Raw genomic sequence first — 21,565 nt, forward strand, 5'->3', positions numbered from 1 at the left:
CGAAAAATAGTTCTCGCCACCGTACGGAGACGCACTTCCGGTCGCGGCCGTCGGACCCGGCACTCGGCGTGCCGATCTGTGCCCGACCGTCCCGTATCGGCGGGTTACAGAGAGACTTCGGCTTCTTCCGCGTCGAGGTACCGCTCCTCCCACTCCCGGCGGGCCTCGAGCTCGCGGTGGCCCCGCTGTGTCAGGGCGTAGTAGTTCGTTCGGCGGTCCAGTTCCCCCTTCTCGACGAGGCCCTTGTCGACCAGCGCGTCCAAGTTCGGGTACAGCCGCCCGTGATGGATCTCGCTCTCGTAGTAGTCCTCGAGTTCCTCCTTGATCGCGAGACCGTGCGGATCGTCCTGTCCGGCGATCACGTACAGAAGGTCGCGCTGGAAGCCAGTTAAATCGTGCATTGCATTCCCCCACATTGTTATCTGACAATGATACTGATAAATGTGTCGGGGACCGCAATCAGGAATTCGTTAACCAATCAGTATAGTTATCTTATATTCTGAACTTAGTACCCGACGATACTGGTTCAAAAGAGGTTTTTCGTACACGTCAGGAACTTAGGATTGTATAAACATAACTCGTATATCATATTACTTGTTCGGCAGCACCGACCTTTCCGATCCGGTTACTAAACCGGGTGATCGGTCGGTACGGAGCCACTGCGGCGATCCCCGTCGGTCGGGCTTCGCTACGGGTCGAGGCGGAACTGCGACGCCGCGGCGGCTTCGGCGTCAAAAAAGTGCGATCGGGTTACTCGACGCGACCGGAGACCTTCTCGTACTCCTCGGCGGCCTTCTCGAAGTCGACGACCTCGAAGAAGGCGTCGATGAAGTCGCCGCGGTCCGGGCCGTAGTCGTAGTAGTAGGAGTGCTCCCAGACGTCGAGCGCCAGGATCGGGTGGGAGCCCCAGAGTGCGCCCTGGTCGTGCTTGTCGACGGCCACGTTGCGGAGCTGCTTGGCGACGGGGTCGTAGACCAGCAGTGCCCAGCCGCCGGCTGCGGATGCGGCCGCGCGGAACTCGTCTTCCCAGCCCTCGTAGGAGCCGAAGTCCTCCTCGATGCGGTCGGCGAGATCGCCCTCGGGCTCGGCGCCGCCCTCGGGGTCCATGTTCTCCCAGAACAGCGTGTGGAGATAGTGACCGCTTCCGTTGTGCGTGACGTTTCCGAGCGCACCGGCAGTCGACGAGTGGTCACCGCTCGCACGGTTCTCGGCGAGCGTCTCCTCGGCGCTCTCGAGACCGTTGACGTAGCCCTGGTGGTGGGTGTCGTGGTGCCACGTGAGCACCTGCTCGGAGATGTGCGGTTCCAGCGCGTCGTAATCGTACGGCAGCGGCGGCAGCTCGGGGTTGGATTGCTCTGGCATGTTCAGGACCTCGTGAAATATATCACCGCGCCGGCTGTTAAACTTTTAGAAGGGAATCGTTGACACGTCACACGCGCGGCTGACGGCGCGAAACCGCCGGTCCGTCCCGATCAGTCGCTCCCGCGGGCCGCCTCGAACGTCTCGATCGCCATCTCGCGCCGCTCCGCGTGTTCGACGATCGGCGCGGGGTAGTCGGGCGCGACCCGCTCGCGCTCGGCGTCGTCGAGGTCGGTCCACGCGTGGATCTGCTCGGCGTCGGCGTCGCGCAGTTCGGGGACGTATCGCCTGATGTACTCGGCGTCGGGATCGTAGCGCTCGCCCTGCGTCATCGGATTAAAGATCCGGAAGTACGGCTGGGCGTCGGTGCCCGTAGAGGCGGCCCACTGCCAGCCCCCGTTGTCGTTCGCGGTGTCGTGATCGACCAGCTTCTCGCGGAACCAGTCGTACCCCTCGCGCCAGTCGACGAGCAGGTCCTTGGTGAGGAACGCCGCGACGAGCATCCTGACGCGGTTGTGCATGTACCCCTCCTCGCGGAGTTGGCGCATCCCCGCGTCGACGATCGGGTAGCCCGTCTCGCCGTCCTTCCAGGCTCGAAGCCCCTCGGGATCGGAGCGCCACGCGATCTCGCGGTCGTAGTCCTTGAAGTTCTCCGTGACGACACCGGGGTTGAAGTTCAGGACGTGCGCGTAGAACTCCCGCCACGCGAGCTGTGACTGGAACTCCTCGACGCTCTCGACCTCGTTCTCGCCGTCCGCGAACGCCTTCGCTTCGTCCGTGGCGTCGTACACCTCTCGGATGCCGATCGTCCCCCACTTGAGATCGGCTGAGAGGCGCGACGTGCACTCGTCGGCCGGGTAGTCCCGACGTTCCTCGTACCGGTAGATGTCGTCCTCGCAGAACTCGGCGAGTCTGTCGCGGGCCGCCGCGGGATCCGCGTCGGGGATCGACGCCTCGGGTTCGACGAACCCGAGGTCGTCGAGCGTCGGGAGCGACGGCAGGGTCACGTCCGGCAGGTCGTCGGGCGCCGGCGACGCCAGCGCGTCGGCGTCCGGCACGGGGAACGGGTCGTCTTTCGGCCGGTCGCGCCACTTCTTCCAGAAGTACGTGTACACCGAGTAGTGGTCGCCTTCGTTGGTCGTGATCGACCCCGGTTCGTGCAGGATCGCGTCGTGGTAGCTCGCCCGCTCGACGTCGGCGTCGTCGAGCGCCCGCCGGACAGCGGCGTCGCGCTCGCGGGCTAGTCCGGAGTAGTCCTTGTTCCAGACGACCCGCTCGGCGTCGAGCGCGTCGGCGATCGCCGGCAGCACCTCCCGGGGGTCGCCGCGGGCCAGCAACAGGTCCCCATCGCGCTCCCAGTACCAGGTGCGAAGCGAAAGAAGTGCATCGAGCATGAACGCCACACGCGGGGGCGAAGCGTGATCGAGCACGGCGTCGTCGAACACGAACACCGGACAGACCGGGCCGTCCTCGGCGGCGGCCGCCAGCGCCCTGTTGTCGTCGGCCCGCAGATCGCGCCGGTGCCAGTGGAGTTGCATACCCGTCCTGAGGACTGGGACGGGATAAATCACCGTCACGCCGTCCGAACGCCTCTCGCTATCGAAAGCTACAAGCGAGCCACGGGCAAATTCTCGCCCATGGAACTGCGGGTTATCGAGAGTAGCGACGAGGAGATCTCTATCGAGATCGGCGGGGAGGACCACACGTTCATGAACGTGCTGAAGGGCGCGCTGCTGGAGACCGAGGGCGTCACCGCGGCGACGTACGACGTCAACCCCGAGCAGTCCGGCGGCCAGACCGAGCCGATCCTCTCGGTCAAGACCGACGAGACGACCGAACCGCTCACCGCGATCGAGGATGCCGCGGGCCGCATCCGCGAGAAGACGACGGCGTTCAAGGACGCGTTCGACGCCGCGGCCTGAGTCGGCGCGGACGCTTTTTCACGCCGCCGAATGCAGCATAGTCGGACACGTTCTTCACCGACCAAGCACGCGCTCGGGACGGTTCAGCAGAGGAACAACGAGACGTAGACGGCGTCGTTCGGGTAGACGTGGATGTCGACGCCGATCGCCTCGTAGTCGTCCATCACCGCGCCGTCCCCGCCGGGAGCGGCTACGAGGGTATCGGCGACGGCGTCCCCGAGTTCCGCTTCGCTATCGTAGGCGTGGATGGAACCGTCGATGCCGAGGCGACTGATCGGGAACGACTGGAACGCCGGTGCGTAGGAACACTCGTGGTCGAACTCGGCGTAGTCCTCCCGCGGCGTCGGTCGCTCTACATCGTCGTCGTGTGCCGCCACCGCGCGGTGGCGGTTGTGGTAGGTCGCGATCGCGTCGTGCTCCTCGCCCGCGGCGAGACCGGAGAGCCCGTCCTCGGAGCGGTGCTCGTTGAGGCGTTCTCTGAGCGTCGTCTCCGTCTCGACGAGATCGATCCCAGCGGCGCGCTCTTCTTTTCCCGGCGCGTCGTCGATCGAAGGCGGCCCCCCGAATTCGGGCACCGAGATCACGCCCGCGGCGACGAGGCCGACGAGCGCGACCAGTACGACGATCGCGACGACGTGCCACTTCCCGACGTCGAAGTAACTCGGCGCCTCGGCGTCGTCGAGATCGTAGCTGATCGGCTCCTTCTCCAGATGCATGTGGCCGCACCGACTGCAAGGAGGCGAGTGCTTGGGGTGCCCGCGACCGCATTCCTGACAAACCCACTCGAACTGTTCCGGACGAATCGTCGACTCGTCGCCCGGCATCGAACCGTCGTCGGGACCGTTCGCCATCGCAAGATTCTTTCGCAGCTCAGTTTATAAAATCATCGGCAGAAAATCGGAAGGAGCAAGCCGGGTTCGGTTATTCGTTCTCGCCGTCGAGCGCCGCCGCCAGCGTTTCGAGTTCGGCCTTTCGGAGCGCGCGGTCGCCCTCTACCGTGCCGTCCAGCGCATCCACTCCGTCGCGGATCGCCGCCCGCATCTCGGATTTGGGCGGAAACGGCTTCGCGCCCACGTCGTGTCCAGCGGCCTCGGCGATCGCCGCGAGGTCCTCCTTGGTGAACCCTGCCGATCCCTCGCGTTCGAATCGATCGACGGCGACGCGGATCTCGTTTCGGAGATCGTCGACGGTCGGGCTCACAGTCGCACCGGCACCCCGCGTTCGTCGAGATACGCTTTGACGTCCTGAATCGAGTACTCGTCGAAGTGGAAGATCGACGCCGCGAGCGCCGCGTCGGCATCGGCCTCGGTGAACACCTCGTAAGCGTCCTCCGGGCCGCCACAGCCCGAGGAGGCGATGACGGGCGTGTCGACGGCGTCGCAGACCGCGTCCGTGAGCGGAACGTCGTAGCCGTCCTTGGTGCCGTCCTTGTCGATGGAGTTGACAAAGAGTTCGCCGGCGCCGCGGTCCTCGGCCTCTTTGGCCCACTCGATGACGTCGATGCCGGTGCCCTCGCGACCGCCCTTCTTGGTGCACTCGAACCAGCACGACTCGCCGTCGACGTCGAAGTAGTGTTCGCCGCCCTCGTCGAACCGGCGCCTGGCGTCGACGCTGATCACGATGCACTGGCTGCCGAAGGCCGCCGCGCCCTCGTTGATCAGTTCGGGGCGTTCGAGCGCGCCGGTGGTGATCGAGACCTTGTCCGCGCCGGCACGGAGCGTCTCCTTGATGTCCTCGCGCGTCCGGATGCCGCCGCCCACGGTGAGGGGAATGAACACCTCGTCGGCGACGTCCTCGACGACGCCGAGCATCGTCTCGCGACCGTCGGCGCTGGCGGTGATGTCGAGGAAGACGAACTCGTCGGCGCCGGCCTCGTTGTACCGCTTGGCCATCTCGACCGGGTCCCCAGTGTATTCGAGATCCTCGAAGTGGACGCCGGTGTAGACCGCCGGGTCGCCCTCGTCGTCGAGGTCCACGTCGATGCAGGGGATGATCCGTTTCGTGAGACCCATTCTGACGGATTCTACTCGCCCGGGGTATACAAAGGGACCGCTACGGGGCGAAATTGGCCGGCCGCTCCGGGGTCGAGTAGTCGAGCGTCGGCGCCCATCGGTCAGTTCCGGGTGAGCGGCTCCAGCCCGGCCGCGACCGCGACGCCGAAGACGAACCCCGCGCCGTGGGCGTACACGTTGACGAACACGCCGTCGCGGACGGTCTGCCGGGGAAACAGGCCGATCACGAACGCCCCGAGCAGCACCGCAACCAGCGCGACCGGGACGGCACGGACGGCGACGCGCCGGAGCTGGTCCGCGTCGGCGCGGATCGGGACGGCGCTGCCCGCCGCCAGCGCGAGCGCGCACAGCGCGGCGCTGACGCCGAGCGCTCCGAGCAGCAGCGGATCGACGGCGTCGGCGTGGACGACGTAGAACGTCGCCGCGAGCGCGATCCAGACGAGCGCGCCGGCGAACGTCGCGGTCGACCGGGAGTACAGCGATCGCAGCCAGACGAGCAGCGCGACGAACACGAATCCGCCGGTGCCCGCGACGACCGCCGAAAAGCCGCTGCTGGTCGGCGTCGGGCCGGCGTACCACAGTTCGAGCGTCGCGTAGTTCAGGACGTTGACCGCGACGGGGACCGCAACGAGCAGCGCGGCCATGGTCGCGTGAAACCAGCGGCGGCGCCGCGCGCGAAGACAGAGCATGTACGCCATCGGCGCGGCCGACAGGAACCCGAGCACGTTGTTGCGCAGGTGCAGCGGCGTCCCGTGGACGTACGCTGCGGTCAGAAACTCGGCGAGTTCGGGATCGGCGTGGTCCAGCGCCAGGCGGGCGCGCTGCTCGGGCGACGCGAACGCGTGGACGGCGAGGAGACCGAGCGGGACCGCGAGCAGGACGAGCAGGTCGCGGGCGACGGCCTCGCGGCTATACATCCGTCTCGCGGGTCCTGCGTCGCCGTCGCCGAGCGGCTCCTCGGTCGTCTCGTTTTCGGTCGCCACAGTCGTCCTCCGCCGCGGCGTCGCGCGGGGTTATCGGGGGTTCGGGAGGGCGCCGTATCTTTCTTTCCCGCCAGACGCTCAGGACAGGTCGTAGACGCGCGCCTCGTAGGGACGCAACCGGATCGGCTCCGCGAGGTTCTCGTCGTCGGCGTCGTAGTTCCCGACCAGCAGGTCGGCCTCTCGATCGCCGGCGAACTCGGAGAGGTCGAGTTCGGGCTCGCCCTCGAAGAAGTTACAGACGACCAGCAGCTCCTCGTCGCCGAGCGTCCGGCGGTACGCGAACACCTCGGAGTGGTCGGGCAGGAGCAGTTCGTAGTCGCCGTAGACGAAGATATCACGGTCCTCCCGCAGGTCGATCAACTCGCGATAGAAGTGCCAGACCGACTCGGCGTCCTCGTGGGCGGCCTCGACGTTGATCTCGTCGTGGCGCTCGTTGACCTTGATCCAGGGGTCGCCCTCCGAGAAGCCGGCGTTCTCGTCGGCCGACCACTGCATCGGCGTTCGGGCGTTGTCCCGACTGCGCGCTTCGATCTGGGGCCGGACGTCCTCGTAGGAGTCGGCCCACTCGTCGAGGGCGATGTCGACGTGGTTCTCGGCTTCGACGTCGCGGATCTCCTGGCGGTCCCAGTCGGCGTTGGTCATGCCGATCTCCTGGCCCTGGAAGACGAAGGGCGTCCCCTGGAGGGTAAAGAGGAACGTCGCGAGCATCTTCGCGGACTCGCGGCGGTACTCGCCGTCGTCGCCGAACCGCGAGACGGCGCGGGGCTGGTCGTGGTTCGAGAGGTACAGGCAGTTCCAGCCCTCCTCGGCCAGCGTCTCCTGCCAGTCGGTGATGATCCGCTTGAGTTCGCCGAGATCGAGGTCCGCGAGCGTCCACTTTCCGCCGTCGCCGGTGTCGACGCCCATGTGCTCGAAGTGGATCAGCATCGAGAACCCCTCCTCGCCGACGTACTCGGTCGCCCGGTCGGCGTCGACGTTGATCATCTCGCCGACGGTCATCACGTCGCGGCCCTCCAGCGTGCGCTCGTACATCTCCTCGAAGTACTGCTCGATGTTGGGTCCGTCGACGAAGTGTTCCTCGCCGGTGAGCCCGCCCACCTCCGCGCCGTCGGGCAGCCCCTCGGTCTTGGAGATCAGGTTGACGACGTCCATCCGGAAGCCGTCGATGCCTTTCTCCAGCCACCAGTTCATCATCTCGAAGACCTCGTCGCGAACGTCCTCGTTGCGCCAGTTGAGGTCGGGCTGCTTCTCGTCGAACAGGTGGAGGTAGTACTCGCCGCGCTCGTCGTCGTAGGACCACGCCGACCCCCCGAAGAACGAACTCCAGTTGTTCGGCGCGTCGTCCTCGGCGTCGCCCTGCTGCCAGTGATAGTAGTCGTCGTACTGCTCGTCGCCCTCGCGAGAGTTGACGAACCACTCGTGTTCGTCGGAGGTGTGGTTGACCACCAGATCCATGATTAGCCGCATGTCTCGGTCGTGCAGCTCCTGGAGCAGCCGTTCCCAGTCGTCCATCGTGCCGAACTCGGGATGGATCGACTGGTAGTCCGCGATGTCGTAGCCGTTGTCGGCCATCGGCGACTCGTAGACGGGGTTGAGCCAGACGACGTCGACGCCCAGTTCGTCGAGGTAGTCGACCTTCTCGACGATGCCCGGAATGTCGCCGATCCCGTCGCCGTCCGAGTCGTTGAAGCTGCGGGGGTACACCTGGTAGACGACGGCTTCCTTCCACCACTCGCGGTCGACGTCGGGCGCGTCTGTCATTGCTCGTGCTCCGCCGCCCAGAAGCAAAAGCGGCGCGATACGTCGGATCGGTGGAATCACCGCGCGCGAGACTCGTCGCCGGACCGGCGCTCCGTCCCGAGACACCGGCGTCGCAGCGGCGCGACGCCGAGACAGCACCGCTTAAGTCGGCCCGGTCGCAACGTCGGAACATGACCGACGACCACGGCTCCCACGGTACCGACGACGAGACCGTCGAGGCACCCGAGTCCGAGTACGCCGAAGGCGAAAAAGTCCCGACCGAGGCCCGGACGACCGCTCCCCAGAGTCCTTACGGGATGCGCGAGGTCGGCATCGGCGCCGCCGTCACCGCCGTCGGCCTGCTCGTGGCGTTCGTAGTGCCGTTCCTGCTGGCCTGAGCGACCGCGGCTCTCGTTTTCCCCGCTCACTCACGCCAGTTCGTACACCCGTGCCTCGTAGGGCCGTAGCTGGATCGACTCCGCGAGGCAGGCGTCCTCGACGTCGTAGTTCCCGACCAGCAGGTCGGCGTCCCGATCGTCGGCGAACGCCGCGAGGTCGAGTTCGGGCTCGCCCTCGAAGAAGTTACAGACGACCAGCAGCTCCTCGTCGCCGAGCGTCCGGCGGTACGCGAACACCTCGGGGTGGTCGGGCAGGAGCAGTTCGTAGTCGCCGTAGACGAAGATATCACGGTCCTCCCGCAGGTCGATCAACTCGCGATAGAAGTGCCAGACCGACTCGGTGTCGGCGCGGGCGGTCTCCACGTTGACGCTGTCGTAGTTCTCGTTGACCTTGATCCAGGGGTCGCCCTCCGAGAAGCCGGCGTTCTCGTCGGCCGACCACTGCATCGGCGTCCGCCCGTTGTCCCGACTCCGGGCCTCCACGAGCGGGCGGACGTCTTCGTAGTCGTCGTACTCGTCGGACTCGAGGCACGACTCGACGAAGTTTTCGGCCTCGACGTCGCGGATTTCCTGGCGGTCCCAGTCGGCGTTGGTCATGCCGATCTCCTGGCCCTGGAAGACGAAGGGCGTCCCCTGGAGGGTAAAGAGGAACGTCGCGAGCATCTTCGCGGACTCGCGGCGGTACTCGCCGTCGTCGCCGAACCGCGAGACTGCGCGGGGCTGGTCGTGATTCGAGAGGTACAGGCAGTTCCAGCCCTCCTCGGCCAGCGTCTCTTGCCAGTCGGTGACGACAGTCTTGAGCTCCGCGAGATCGAGGTCGACGACGTCCCACTTGCCCCCCGGTCCGACGTCTACGTGAACGTGCTCGAAGTGGATGATCATCGACAGGCCGTCCTCGCCGACGTACTCGGCGGCTTCGTCCGCACTGATGCCGCCGATCATCTCGCCGACGGTCATCACGTCGCGGCCCTCCAGCGTGCGCTCGTACAGTTCGGTGACGTACTCGTCGAGACGCGGGCCGTCGACGAAGTGACCGGCGCCGGTCACTTCGTCGCCCGGATCGCCGTCGGGGAGCCCCTCGGTTTTGGAGATCAAGTTGATCACGTCCATTCGGAACCCGTCGATCCCCCTGTCGAGCCACCAGTTCATCATCTCGTAGACGTCTTCCCTGACCGCTGCGTTGCGCCAGTTGAGGTCGGGCTGTTTCTCGTCGAACAGGTGGAGGTAGTACTCGCCGCGCTCGTCGTCGTAGGACCACGCCGAGCCGCCGAAGAACGAGTTCCAGTTGTTCGGCTGTACGTCGTCGTCGGGTTCTCCCTCTTTCCAGTGATAGTAGTCGGCGTACCGCTCGTTGCCTGTTCGAGAGCGTTCGAACCACTCGTGTTCGTCGGAGGTGTGGTTGACCACGAGATCCATGATCAGGCGCATGTCCCGATCGTGGAGTTCCTCCAGCAGGCGCTCCCAGTCGTCCATCGTGCCGAACTCGGGATGGATCGACTGGTAGTCCGCGATGTCGTAGCCGTTGTCCGCGAGGGGAGACTCGTAGACGGGGTTGAGCCAGACGACGTCGACGCCCAGTTCGTCGAGGTAGTCGACCTTCTCGACGATGCCCGGAATGTCGCCGTTTCCGTCGCCGTCCGAGTCGTTGAAGCTGCGCGGGTACACCTGGTAGACGACGGCTTCCTTCCACCACTCGCGGTCGACGTCGGCGCCGTCGCTCATCGCCCACCTCGCGAGAACACGACCACGTCGCTGTCGGTCAGCGTGACCGGTTCCGCCGCGACGGCGTCCTCGCAACCGGGCGTCGCGACCACGAGTTCCCACCCGCCCCGAGCGACGTCAGCGAGGTCCGCGGGAACGACCGTCGCGGGTCGGCCCTCCATGTTAGCGACGAACAGCAACTGTTCGGCGCCGCCGGGATCGCTTCGCTGTCCGTAGTAGAGGACCGTCTGATCGGTGGGGTGAGCGTAGGAAAACTCGTCGTCGGCTCGCAGATCCCGACGGAGCCAGGGGCGGTCGTGGCGGAACTCGCGGACGTCGAGGTCGAAGGCCGTTCGGTCCGGATCCTGCTCGTCCTCGTAGTGTGCGAGATTGCAGAAGTCCGCGACGTCGCGCATCCACGCCAGCGCGAACGTTTCGAGGGCCGCGGCGTCGACGTCGTCGCCCAGCGGCCAGTCCATGGCGCCGAGCATCGTCGCCATCAGGTCCCGGTCGTAGTCGGTCGCCTCACCGACCGACGCGAGCGCGTGGCCGAACTCGCGGAGCTGCTCGCGGTCGTCGAACCCGAGTTCCTTCAGCCGGGTGAACTGGTCGAGATCGTCGTAGCGCTCCGCGGATACCCGCCAGTCGACGAAGTAGGCCGACTCGCCGACGACTTTCACGTTCCAGTCGGGATCCGTGTCCCGAACGAAGTACCACGGCGCGCGGGCGTTCGCGTGAGTGAAATCCATCGGTACGCCCGGCAGGAAACAGTAGAACAGCGCGTTGGAGGCCGGGTTGTCGTACGCCCGCTCGATCGTCCCGGGGAGCGAGTCCGCCAGATAGGGGTTCTCTTGAGTCGCGTCCCAGCTCTCGCCCACTTCGACTTGCGCGCCGCGCCGCATCGTGTCGTGGTTGGCGACGCCGGAGATCCACTGGCTGCCCATCTCGGCGACCTCGCGGACGCGCCACCACTTGGTCGCCCAGAACGTCAGAATCGCGGGCGTATTGTGCGCGAACGTGACCGGCCCCCACTGGAAGGAGTGGGGGTGTTGCTCGATCAGTTCGCGGTACGACGAAGCCAGTTCCCAGTCTTCGTCCGGCCAGGGCCGGCCGTCCTCGAAGATCATCCACGGTCGGTACTCCCGGCCGGCGACCGTCTGGGTCACGGCGTCCATCTCGGCGAGGAACTCGTCGTCGTGGTACTCCTCCTCCGTCTCGGGGTCCCAGTTTGTGAAGTCCTGGGCACCGTCGACGCGGATGCCGTCCGCGCCCCAATCCATCTTCCGTCGCTGGAGTTCGAGCAGGATCGCCCTGACCGTCGGCTGCGTGTAGTCGAGTTCCCGTCCGTACATCCCCGGGCCCTCGAAGAACTCGTCGTTGAGCAGCCCCAGCGCGCCGTCGTCGGCGTGGCCCAGCGCGATGTCGAAGACGACCCGCATCGGCTCGGGCTGGTCGTGCAGCGTCGCGATGAAGTCGACCAGTTCGTCCGGCCGACCCGTTTCGAGGACCGCCGGGTTCACCGCCGAGAAGCCCGAGACGACGATGTCGTACCCCCAGTTTACCATCCGGGGGCGGCGGAGCGTCGCTTCGGCGTCGACCGATCGCTGGTTCGGCGCGGGGTCGTCGATCGCGAAGTGGTCCGAGTGGTACTCGCCCTCCGTGATGGGGGCGATCGGCATCACCTGCACGCCGTCGTAGCCGGCGAAGTTGCGCTCCATCGGCGTCAGCTCCTCCCCCTCGCGACGCTTGCGCGCGATCTCCTCGTAGCGCCGGGCGACCCCGGCGAGCGACCCCGCCTCGCTCGCGGTCCCGGGGTGGAGTTCGAGCAAGTTCGTCGCGGGCTCGATTCGCGGCAGTCCGCCGTCCTCCTCGGTCGCGACTGGTTCGTCCTCGGTACCGAGCGCCTCGTAGTACTCGCGGTCCGGGCGCTCGGCGTCGAGTCGGTCGACGTCGTACAGTTCGGCGGGGGCGTACGCACCGAACGGCAGCGAGTACGCCAGCGGATCGTGGATCGTCTCCCACCCGTCGTCGGTCCGGTAGGTGAGCCGGTACAGCGTCCCGAGTCGGTCCCGCGTGCCGGGTCTGACGCCGTCGATCGCGGCCCACGTGTATTCGCCCGCGCGTCTGGTCGGCACGCGCTCTCGACGCACCGGGACGGTCGTCTCGTCGGCCGTCAAGTCGACAGGCTCGGTCGGCGTGATCAGTTCGACGAAGACGTCCTCCTCGGGAACCGACCGATCTACCAACTCCGGAGTCCAGAATCCGAACTCCGCGTGCTCACCCTGCCAGTGAGCGCCTAACTTCTCCACGACGTCGCGGGCAGCTTCGAACGCGTCGTCTGCGGACGCGAGCCGTTCCGACGTCCGCTCACAGAGGCGTTCCGTCGCCCGCTCGCACAGTGAGACATCGGTTGCGAGTGTGTCGCTCATTCGGCGCTCACCCTCGAACGTCCCGGCTCGGGTGAGAGTTTCTGGGTGTTCTCACCGAGCGTTCGCGAGGAGTCGGCCCGTCGGCATCTCATAGACCGAGTATGTACAGGTGTTGTTAATAATCTTTGGTAGACCGCTACGTATACTTGCTTCCGGGAACAGCGACGCGAGTAGAGTTCCGCGCTCCGCCGGACTTCGGTCCGACAGCTGGTCGCGCTGTTCCGACACTCCGTTGCTCGAAGCGACAGTGCCTGTGACGGAATCGAGGACAGTCACTGTCGCTGGACGACAGAGGAACAGTTCCGCACGTTGCGCTCGCTTCGAACCCGCAACTCCGAAAGCTATCTCTCGTTCGAAAACCGACGCGTTCGAGTCCCTGGCTCGTGCGTCGGGCGACTCTCGGGGCGAGACCGCCCCGAAACTGAGCCTGTCGTGCTCCGTCGCCAGTTTCCCGGCGAGTTTCGGATTCTCCATCCCGTAATAAAAATCTTCTGGCAACGGGTCGCGAAAACAACTCCGGAGAGCGCTGCAAACGTCCCGTACGATCACGCGCGTCGCGAGCCGTGTCGGCTCAATACAGGTCTTCCAGTTCCTCCGCGTAGTGGCTGTGTTCCTCGGCGGGGTACTCGCCGCTCTCGACGGCGTCTCGATACCCATCGACCGCGCGCTCGATCTCGGCGCGGACGTCGCCGAACTGCTCGGCGAACGGCGGCGAGCGCTCGCTCAGTCCGACGACGTCGTTGTACACGAGCACCTGCCCGTCGACCTCGGGACCGGCGCCGATGCCGATCGTCGGGATTTCGAGTTCGTCGGTGATCAGGGCCGCCAGATTCGAGGGGACGTGTTCCAGCACCAGCGAGAACGCGCCGGCGTCCTCGTGGGCGCGCGCGAGTTCGAGGATTTCCTCGGCCGATTCCTCGTCGGTCCCCTGCCGCGTGTACCCGCCGAGTTCGTTCACGCGCTGGGGCGTCAACCCGAGGTGGGCCATCACCGGAATCCCCAACCGGACCAGCCGTTCGGTCAGATCGACGGTGTGAGGGCCGCTCTCGATTTTTACCGCGTCGGCGTCGGCCTCCTTGAGCATCCGGCCGGCGTTCTCGACGCTGGCTTCCCGGCTCGTGCCGATGCTCAAAAAGGGCATGTCGGCGACGACCAGCGCGTCCTCGGTCCCGCGGGCCACGGCGGCGGTGCGACTGGCCATCTCGTCGACGGTGACCGGCAGCGTCGAGTCGTGGCCCAGCACCGCGTTGCCCATGCTATCGCCGACCAGAATCGCGTCGATCCCCGCGTCGTCGATCACGCCGGCGGTCGGCGCGTCGTAGGCGGTCAGCATCGTTATCGGTTCCTCGCCCGCCTTCGCGCGGACGTCCCGGACCGTCGTAGGCATGGCCGGACGTTGAGCGCACGGCGACATAGTACCACGGATCGGCGGGCTTTATTTCGCCCCCGACACAACCGGCGCGCATGGTCGACGTTCGCAGCGCGCTGGCCGCTACGCTGGCGATCGGCATCGGACTCGTCGCGGTCGCGGCGCCGGGAGCGGTGGTCCGCCTGCAGTTCGCCGCGTACGGCCCGACGACCGGGCGACACGGCGAGTACGGCGGCGAGCGCGAGATCGACGACAGGCTTCGTTGGCTCGTCCGCGCCGTCGGCGTCGCCGTGCTGGGCGTCGGCGTCTACCTCGCCGCACAGCCGTTCCTCTGAGAGGCCGGCGGCGCCGGTCGATCCTGTAAAGGTTCAAGGTATCGCGGGGGAAACCACCGATCGTGCGCGAACCAGTCGAGCGGAGCGATCCCGACGGCGTCGACTTCGGCTGGGTCATGCAGACGACGTTCGTCTGTACGATCCTCGTCGGCGCGCCGATCGTGGCCGCACTGTCGATTCCGGTTTCTCTGCCCACCTGGGGGTCCAGACTCTCCTTTGCGGTCCGGGTCGGCGCGCTGGTCTGGATCGTCGTCGCGCTGTCCGTGTTCGCGTACGCGAAGCGGAGCGCGGACTAACAGTCACAACCGCGATCAGAAATTCGCGCGGAGCAAACGAGTACGATACGGGACGACGATCGCCGTTCGACGCCGCTCTCAGGCCTGCAGGACCACGACGTCGTCGACCTCGACGTCGGCGGCGGGCGCGTTCACGTCGTCGCCGGAGACGAGGTCGGTCGTCTCGACGTCGGCGTCGACCGCGACCGACTCGGCGACCGGCCCGAAGTTCAGCACGACGACCAGCCGCTCGCCCTCGGCTTCGCGGGCGTACGCGACGACGCCGTCGTGGCTCGCCTCGACCTCGACGGGCTCGTAGTCGCCCTCGTAGCCGAGCGCGGGGTGGGCGTCGCGCGTCTCGATCAGGCTGCGGTAGTGATCGCGCAGTTCCTCGTCGGCGGCCGCCCACTCGACTTTCTCGCGGCGGGTCTCCTCGCCGATCTCCTGGCCGGCGTACAGCAGCGGGATGCCGGGGAGCGTGAAGAGCGCGCCCGCGGCGGTAAAGGCTTGCTTGCGGCCACAATCCTCCGCGTAGCGCGTCTCGTCGTGGTTCTCGATGTACAGCAGGAAGCCGGCGTGGTCAGGGAACCCGGTCTCGGCGCGGTTGTCGATCGCGTCGTGGATCGACGCCGCGTCGGCGGCCCCGTTGCCGATCTGGCGCAGGTTGTGGTACAGCGTCGTGTCGAAGTGGACGTCGAAGCAGAGCTCGTGGAAGTCCGCGATGTAGGGGATCGTCTCGTCGAGCAGCAGGAACTCCGAGTCGTGGGACTTCACGCGGTCGCGGACCTCCTTCCAGAAGCTCGTCGGGACCGCCCAGGCCATGTCGCAGCGGAACCCGTCGACGATCGGCGCCCACTCGTCGACGGCGTCGAGCAGGTGCCGGCGCACCTCCAGGGTGTCGAAGTTGAAGTTCGCGATGTACGGCCAGTCGAAGTACGTGCCCGGCACGTCGTTTTCCTCGTCGGTCCACTCGTACCAGTCGCGGTACTTGGGATCGCCGTCCTCGGCGCGCTTGAAGTACTCGTGCTCGCGGGCGGAGTGGTTGAGCACGAGGTCAAAGAGCACGTTGATGCCGTGGTCGTGGGCGTCGTCGACGAACGCCTCGAACTCCTCGCGCGTGCCCAGATCGTCGGCGATCGAGAAGAAATCGGTGATGTTGTAGCCGTGATCGAAGTCGTCGTTCTGCAGCACCGGGGAGAGCCAGATGCAGTCGACGCCCATCTCCGCGAGGTACTCCAGTCGGTCGGCGATGGCGTCGAACGTCGCGGCCTCGCCACCGGTGAACGTGCGGACGTACACCTCGTAGAGCGTGACCTCTTTCCCCCATTCGGGCGGCTCGTTGAGTCGCTCGATCTCGACGCCCCCATCGACGGCGACGCCGACGGTGTCGGCGACGCTGAACGTCTCGCCGAGCGCGACGGCGTGGACGCGGCTGTACTCGCCGAGCGCGTCGAGCGAGACGCGGGCCTCGTGGTCGTCGACGTCGAGGTCGTCGGTGTCGAGAGGGTCGCGGTCGTCGGCGTGGAACTCGACGTCGAGGTCCTCACTCGGCACGTCGCTGCTGGGCGACGATGCGGGTTCGGCTTCGAACACGACCTCGTCGCCCTCGACGCGCGCGAACAGCTGGATACGGGGGCGGCCGCCTGCGTCGTAGCCGGTCGCGGTCGTGGCGGAGCCGCTAGCGTAGCCCGATCGGAGGCCGGATCCCGACTGGAAGCCCGACCCCGATCGGAGTCCCGAACCGGACTGGAAGCCCGAGCCGGACGCCGCCGGGTCGGGTTCGGGCGGCGCGTACGACGCCGGGAACGCGCGGACGGTCAGCGTGTGCGTTCCGTCGGGCGCGTCCAGCGTGATGGTGTACGTGCCGGGCTCGTCGGGGGTGAACTGTTCGACCGGCCCGTCGCCGAGCGTGGCGGCGCTCCGTTCCGGAGCGTCGGCGATACGCCACTGGTAACTGCCGGCGGGGTCGGGGTCGCGCGGTGCCAGATCGACGGCCGATCCGACTGCCTCGAACCGAGGGGGGCCTGGATGGTGCATTATCACCTAGATGTCCAGTGGGAGGGGTCTTTTATTTCCCGATTTTCGACACGGTACGTTATCGTCAGGCTCTGTCATACCGATTCACTCCATACTGTCGATGATTGTACACATTGTACTGTCGCCATAGCAACAGGTGTGGGGCGGGAGGAGTCAACCGCGGTGCGACGCCTCTGTCACGTAGTTATTAGCTCGAAGACGTTGGTACGAACGCGTGCGCATAGCCACCAAGTTCCATGATGCCATAGGCAGGTTTATATGCACCACCCGGCTAGAGTCGTGACGAACAATTTCCGCCTACTTTCAGGCGGAGGAACTGGTCTTTATGACGATGCGCATCGCGATCAACGAGTACAAGGGGGACCGAAGCGACGACGACACACATCCGGGAGAGCGCCCCTCGACCGACGGGCTATTCTCCGGCGACGAGGGGCGGCTGGTCTACGTCGATCGGTCCGGATCGGTTCGGGATTACTCCGGCTCGACGCTGGATATGCACGGGATCGACAGCTCGCGGTACGGCATCCGCGCGGACGATCACGTGACCTGGTTCGACGATCTGGAGACGACGCGCCAGACCTACGAGGGCGAGACGACGATGGTGGTCACCCGCCATCAGGCCGACGGCTACTCGATCCACCAGTACGACTACACGCTGGAGAAGGCGCACCTCACCCACCTGGAACTGCGGGGTGACGTGCCCGACCGTCCGAGCCTGATCGCCGCGGTGGCGTTCGCGCCGGACGGCCAGACCAGCAGCGTCGGCCACCTGCTCCACGACGACGTCGTCGAGGTGTTCCACGACGCCGAGCACGACTACCTCACGGCGTCGACCGGCATCGACCACGCGGTCAGCCAGCGCCGCGAAGGGTTCGACGAGCTGCTCGCCGACGATCCCGGCGCGCTGCCGACCGGGGAAGGCGCGGGCGACGACCTCTCGGACACGATCGTCGCCGAGGTCCCCCTCGACGACGAGGGGAGCCTCGCCCAGACGACGCTCGTCTCGCTGGTCGCCGACCACGAGGAGACCTCGCGTTCCGACGCGCTCGCGCACGTCCACGCGTTCGCCGATCACTACCAGACCGATCGGGCGATCCGGAACCGCGCGATGTCGCGCAATCGGTTCGACGTGCCGGACGTGCCCCACCGCAAAACCGTCGTGTCTGACCTCCGGACCCTCTCGCTGCTGACGGCGCCGACAGGCGCCCGGATCAAGGGCCCCGAGTTCGACCCCCACCACGTCTACTCCGGCGGGTACGGTTACAGCTGGTTCCGCGACGACGCCGAAGTCGCCCGCCACCTGCTGACCGTCGACGCGAACTTCGGCATCGATCTGGAGGACCAACACGCCGCGAGCGCCCGTTTTTACGCCGACGCACAGCTGCCCGACGGCACCTGGCCCCAGCGCGTCTGGGCGCACAACGGCCGGCTCGCGCCGGGCTGGGGGAACGGCCGCGTCGCCGGCGCCGACAGCGTGCAGTACCCCGCCGACGGCACCGCGAGCGTGCTCGCGTATCTCGCGCGGTATCTCCGGCTGGGATCGCCCGACACCGATCTCGTCGCCCGGATCACGGGCACCATCGAGGACGGCCTCGACGCGCTCGACGGGATGATCGCCGACGACGGCCTCCCGCGGCCCTGTCAGGACGTCTGGGAGTCCGACACCGGGCGGTTCACCCACACCGCGGCGTCGGCGCTACTTGCGCTGTCGGCGATCGGGCGGGCGCCGGTGGACGAATCGGTGCAGAAACGAGCGAAAGCCCTGGCGACCGAGGTGTACGAGGCTATCGGCGAGCGCTGGAGCGACCGCGGCGTCTTCGAGCGCGCGCCCGGCGACGACCGGCTCGACGTCGGGACGCTCGTGCTCGTCTGTGCCCACCGCGCGTACGCGGCGCTGACCGGCTCGCTCGACGCCGACCGCACCGATCGGCTCCGCGAGCACGTCGCGACGACCGTCGAGGGGCTCTCGCGGCACGACGCCGACGGCGAGCTGCTCGGACTCGTCCGCTACGAGGGCGACGAGTGGCGGCGCCGCGGCCAGGAGGAATCGAAAATCTGGCCGCTCGCGGTCGGCTGGGCGGCGTCGGCCAACGCCGACCTCGCCGGAATGATCGACGAGTACGGCGTCGACGCGCTCGGCGACGCGGCGGACGCCGACGCCGAAGCGTCGCCGGTCGAGGCGGCGTTCGAGCGCGCCCGCATGCTCTTGGACCTGATCCAGCCCGACGGTCGGCTCTCCGGGCCGGGCGGCTACCTCTCCGAGCAGGTGTTCGACGACGGCCGCAAGGACAGCGCGACGCCGTTCGCGTGGGCCCACGGCCTACGGTCGGCGGTCGTTGCCAGACTCCACGAGAACGGCGCGCTGGCATCCTCGGCCGAACTCACCCAGCCCAGCGGGCCCGCCGCCCACTCGACGTGGACGACCGGCGAAACCTACGGCGTCGGCACCGCGGCCGACCACTGGGAGTCGAACTCCTCCCGGGTCTGGTTCACGCTGACCGAAGGCGCGATGACCGAGCCGCGGTTCCCGCGGGTCGATCTGATGAACTTTAGGACTGTGGACTTCCTCGTCGTCGACGCCGACGACGAGTCGAGCTACACCGCTCGCACCCACAACGAGGAGCGCACCGACGACGCCATCGAGACGATCGAGCGCTCGACGACGATGGTCGGCTCCGAGTCGCCGGTGTACCGCCAGACGATCACCGAGACCGGCGCCGACGGCCACGAGTGGGAGCTCGTCGTCGAGTACGTCACCGACCCCGACAGCGAGTCGATCGTGATGGACGTCGACTTCGCGGCCGACGACAACAACCAGTACGACGTGTACGTCGTCGGCGACGCCGCGCTCTCGGGGTACATCGAGGACAAGAGCGCCGAACTGGTCGACGAGGGCGACGGCTACGCGCTCGCGGCCTGGGACACGGGCGCGACTCACGATCCCGCGTTCGTCGACCCGAACGGCGAGCCCTATCAGGTCGCCGCGGCGATCGCTTCCCAGCGGTCGTTCGACTGGGCGACGGTCGGCGAGGCCACCGACGAACACCTCGCGGCGCTATTTAGTGAGGGCGAGGCCGAAGACGGCGAGCCGAAAGCCGGACCGGGCCACAGCGTGCTCGTCGGCCGCGTCGGCGAGCGCGCGACCTCGATCGCCGACACGATCGCGCTCGGATTCGCGGAGGACGCCGACACCGAGATGGCGTTGACCGAGGCCCAGCGAGCACTCTCGCGGGGGTACGTCAGCGTTCGCGACGCGTACGTCGACGGCTGGCGCGAGTACCTCGATGCGGTCGAGCTTCCGGACTCGGTGCGCGACGATCCCGATCTGGCGAACCAGTACCGCGCGGCGGTGATGGTGCTGAAAGCCGTCGAGGACAAGACGTTCCTCGGCGCCGGCATCGCCAGCCCGTCGGTGCCGTGGGGCGAGAACGTCGACGCGACCGAGCCGCGGGACTTCGGCTACAACTTCACCTGGGCGCGGGACCTCTACCAGGTGTTCACGGCGCTGGAGACGATCGGCGACGTCCGCAGCGCCACCGAAGCCACGGAGTACATCTACGAGCACCAGCAGCGGCCCAACGGCTTCATCTCGCAGAACACGTTCCTCGACGGCCGGATCCGCTGGGGCGGCGAACAGCTCGACAACGTCGCGTTCCCCTCGGTGATGGCCTACCAGCTCTGGACCCGCCACGGCGTGGAGTTCGAGGACGTCGGCTACGACTACGAGCACGTCCGCCGATCGGTCGAGTACGTCCTGCGCTCGGGGCCCCGGAGCGGTCAGGAGCGCTGGGAGGAGGAGGCCGGCTACTCGCCGTCGACGATCGCCGCCGAGATCGCCGGCGCGGCCTGCGCGGCGCCGCTGGCGGCCGCCGAAGGCGAGCACGCCGACGCGCTGGCGTACCTCGGGTTCGCGGACTACTGGCGCACCGGCGTCGACCGCTGGTGTGCGACCGACGAAGGGACCGAGCGCCACGAACAGACGCCGTACTACATCCGCGTGTCGCGTAACGGCGACCCCGACAGCGGCGTCAAGCGCGAGCTCGCGAACAACGGCCCGACGCTCGACGAGCGCGACATCATCGACGGCGGGTTCCTCGAACTCGTCCGGCTGGGGATCCGCGATCCCGACTACGACCTGATCCGCAACTCGCTGGCGGTCGCCGACGACACGATCCACGTCGACACGCCGAACGGGCCGGGTTGGTACCGCTACAACGGCGACGGCTACGGCGAGATGGGCGAGATCGAGCCCGACGAGGGTGGGCCCTGGTCGATCGACCGCAACGGATCGGGGCGGCTGTGGCCGATCTTCACCGGCGAGCGCGGCGAGTACGAACTCGCCGCGGCGGCCGACGCCGACCTCGGCGGCCGCGAGGAGATCGGCGACTACGACCCCGCGGAGCTGCTCAAGACGATGCAGCGGTTCGCCAACAGCGGGCGGATGATCCCCGAACAGGTGTGGGATCGCGAGTACCCGACCGACTTCGGCTGGGAGATCGGTGAGGGCACCGGCGCGGCGACGCCGCTGGCCTGGAGCATGGCCCAGTTCGTGCGCCTGGCCGACGCCCTCGACGCCGGCAGCCCCGTCGAGACGCCGACGTTCCTCGAACGTCGCTACCGCGACATCGATCCCGACGGACCGCCGCTGTCGGTCGACGACGTCGAACTGTCCGGCGGCGAGGCGACGGTCGCCGGCACCACTCGCGCCGACGAGGTCGTGCTCTGGACGGCCGACGACACCGCGATCGCGACCGTCAAGGACGACCGGTTCGAGGCGACCGTCGAGGTTCAGCCGGGCACCGAGTCGGTGTCCGTGATCGCGGCCTCCGATGCGGACGAGCTCGCTGGCGTGGGCACCACGCTCACGAGCGTCCGGTTCGACTGAGGCGCCGCGACCGACCCTTCGTTTTCGATCGGCGTCGCATCGAGTTAGTTACTCACGCGTGACCTGTCGGTATATTTTACCTGCCGAGCAATTGCAGCATCCTTACAACCGAGGCCGCCG

General features: G+C 67.2%; 17 protein-coding genes. 5 read left to right on the forward strand and 12 right to left on the reverse strand.

The window, feature by feature from the left end; genetic code table 11:
• Positions 1 to 104: 104 nt before the first annotated feature.
• The 3 genes from NO931_RS02555 to NO931_RS02565 form a co-directional block, all read right to left on the reverse strand.
• A complete protein-coding gene (locus NO931_RS02555; RefSeq protein ID WP_256391056.1) occupies positions 105 to 401 on the reverse strand; it encodes a PadR family transcriptional regulator in 297 nt (98 codons plus the stop codon).
• 349 nt (positions 402 to 750) lie between these two features.
• Positions 751 to 1,362 (reverse strand): superoxide dismutase [Mn], encoded by a 612-nt coding sequence (gene sod / locus NO931_RS02560; RefSeq protein ID WP_256391057.1) that lies wholly within the window; start codon positions 1,360 to 1,362, stop codon positions 751 to 753.
• A gap of 110 nt (positions 1,363 to 1,472) precedes the next feature.
• The gene (locus NO931_RS02565; RefSeq protein WP_256391058.1) at positions 1,473 to 2,897 is read right to left on the reverse strand and encodes a cryptochrome/photolyase family protein; all 1,425 of its coding nucleotides are present in this window, start codon (positions 2,895 to 2,897) and stop codon (positions 1,473 to 1,475) included.
• Between the two features lie 99 nt (positions 2,898 to 2,996).
• Between NO931_RS02565 and NO931_RS02570 the strand changes: the two genes are divergently transcribed.
• Positions 2,997 to 3,281: a DNA-directed RNA polymerase subunit L gene (locus NO931_RS02570; RefSeq protein WP_256391059.1), complete on the forward strand. Its 285-nt coding sequence runs from the start codon at positions 2,997 to 2,999 to the stop codon at positions 3,279 to 3,281.
• 83 nt (positions 3,282 to 3,364) lie between these two features.
• Here NO931_RS02570 and NO931_RS02575 read toward each other — a convergent pair whose 3' ends face one another.
• From NO931_RS02575 to NO931_RS02595, 5 genes are all read right to left on the reverse strand, one after another.
• The gene (locus NO931_RS02575; protein WP_256391060.1) at positions 3,365 to 3,997 is read right to left on the reverse strand and encodes a hypothetical protein; all 633 of its coding nucleotides are present in this window, start codon (positions 3,995 to 3,997) and stop codon (positions 3,365 to 3,367) included.
• Positions 3,998 to 4,202: 205 nt separating this feature from the next.
• Positions 4,203 to 4,481, reverse strand: coding sequence for a hypothetical protein (locus NO931_RS02580; RefSeq protein WP_256391061.1), 279 nt, complete (start codon positions 4,479 to 4,481; stop codon positions 4,203 to 4,205).
• Positions 4,478 to 5,293 (reverse strand): imidazole glycerol phosphate synthase subunit HisF, encoded by an 816-nt coding sequence (gene hisF / locus NO931_RS02585; protein ID WP_256391062.1) that lies wholly within the window; start codon positions 5,291 to 5,293, stop codon positions 4,478 to 4,480. Before hisF ends, NO931_RS02580 begins: the two co-directional genes overlap by 4 nt.
• Before the next feature lie 101 nt (positions 5,294 to 5,394).
• Positions 5,395 to 6,276, reverse strand: a complete 882-nt coding sequence (locus tag NO931_RS02590; protein ID WP_256391063.1) for a hypothetical protein — start codon at positions 6,274 to 6,276, stop codon at positions 5,395 to 5,397.
• Between the two features lie 78 nt (positions 6,277 to 6,354).
• Positions 6,355 to 8,037 carry a glycoside hydrolase family 13 protein gene (locus NO931_RS02595; protein WP_256391064.1) on the reverse strand — a complete coding sequence of 561 codons (1,683 nt, stop codon included), beginning with the start codon at positions 8,035 to 8,037 and terminating at the stop codon, positions 6,355 to 6,357.
• A gap of 170 nt (positions 8,038 to 8,207) precedes the next feature.
• Here NO931_RS02595 and NO931_RS02600 point away from each other — a divergent pair, with 170 nt between their 5' ends.
• Positions 8,208 to 8,414: a DUF7550 family protein gene (locus tag NO931_RS02600; RefSeq protein ID WP_256391065.1), complete on the forward strand. Its 207-nt coding sequence runs from the start codon at positions 8,208 to 8,210 to the stop codon at positions 8,412 to 8,414.
• A gap of 30 nt (positions 8,415 to 8,444) precedes the next feature.
• Here the strand turns inward: NO931_RS02600 and NO931_RS02605 are convergent, their stop codons facing one another.
• The 3 genes from NO931_RS02605 to panB form a co-directional block, all read right to left on the reverse strand.
• Positions 8,445 to 10,136 (reverse strand): glycoside hydrolase family 13 protein, encoded by a 1,692-nt coding sequence (locus tag NO931_RS02605; RefSeq protein WP_256391066.1) that lies wholly within the window; start codon positions 10,134 to 10,136, stop codon positions 8,445 to 8,447.
• On the reverse strand, positions 10,133 to 12,544 hold the full coding sequence (gghA, locus tag NO931_RS02610) for a glucosylglycerol hydrolase (RefSeq protein WP_256391067.1): 2,412 nt from the start codon (positions 12,542 to 12,544) through the stop codon (positions 10,133 to 10,135). The genes NO931_RS02605 and gghA overlap by 4 nt, the downstream gene beginning before the upstream one ends.
• A gap of 571 nt (positions 12,545 to 13,115) precedes the next feature.
• Complete coding sequence (panB, locus tag NO931_RS02615) at positions 13,116 to 13,931, reverse strand: 3-methyl-2-oxobutanoate hydroxymethyltransferase (protein WP_256391068.1); 816 nt, start codon at positions 13,929 to 13,931, stop codon at positions 13,116 to 13,118.
• Between the two features lie 77 nt (positions 13,932 to 14,008).
• Between panB and NO931_RS02620 the strand changes: the two genes are divergently transcribed.
• Both NO931_RS02620 and NO931_RS02625 read left to right on the forward strand, forming a co-directional pair.
• Complete coding sequence (locus NO931_RS02620) at positions 14,009 to 14,248, forward strand: DUF6199 family natural product biosynthesis protein (protein WP_256391069.1); 240 nt, start codon at positions 14,009 to 14,011, stop codon at positions 14,246 to 14,248.
• Positions 14,249 to 14,310: 62 nt separating this feature from the next.
• Complete coding sequence (locus NO931_RS02625) at positions 14,311 to 14,544, forward strand: DUF5822 domain-containing protein (RefSeq protein ID WP_256391070.1); 234 nt, start codon at positions 14,311 to 14,313, stop codon at positions 14,542 to 14,544.
• A gap of 78 nt (positions 14,545 to 14,622) precedes the next feature.
• Here NO931_RS02625 and malA read toward each other — a convergent pair whose 3' ends face one another.
• Positions 14,623 to 16,560 (reverse strand): alpha-amylase MalA, encoded by a 1,938-nt coding sequence (gene malA, locus NO931_RS02630; protein WP_256391071.1) that lies wholly within the window; start codon positions 16,558 to 16,560, stop codon positions 14,623 to 14,625.
• Positions 16,561 to 16,885: 325 nt separating this feature from the next.
• On the opposite strand from malA, the gene NO931_RS02635 reads away from it, so the two are divergent.
• On the forward strand, positions 16,886 to 21,445 hold the full coding sequence (locus NO931_RS02635; protein WP_256391072.1) for a DUF7997 domain-containing protein: 4,560 nt from the start codon (positions 16,886 to 16,888) through the stop codon (positions 21,443 to 21,445).
• The last annotated feature ends 120 nt before the right edge of the window (positions 21,446 to 21,565 follow it).

The sequence above is a fragment of the Natronoarchaeum rubrum genome, assembly GCF_024494695.1.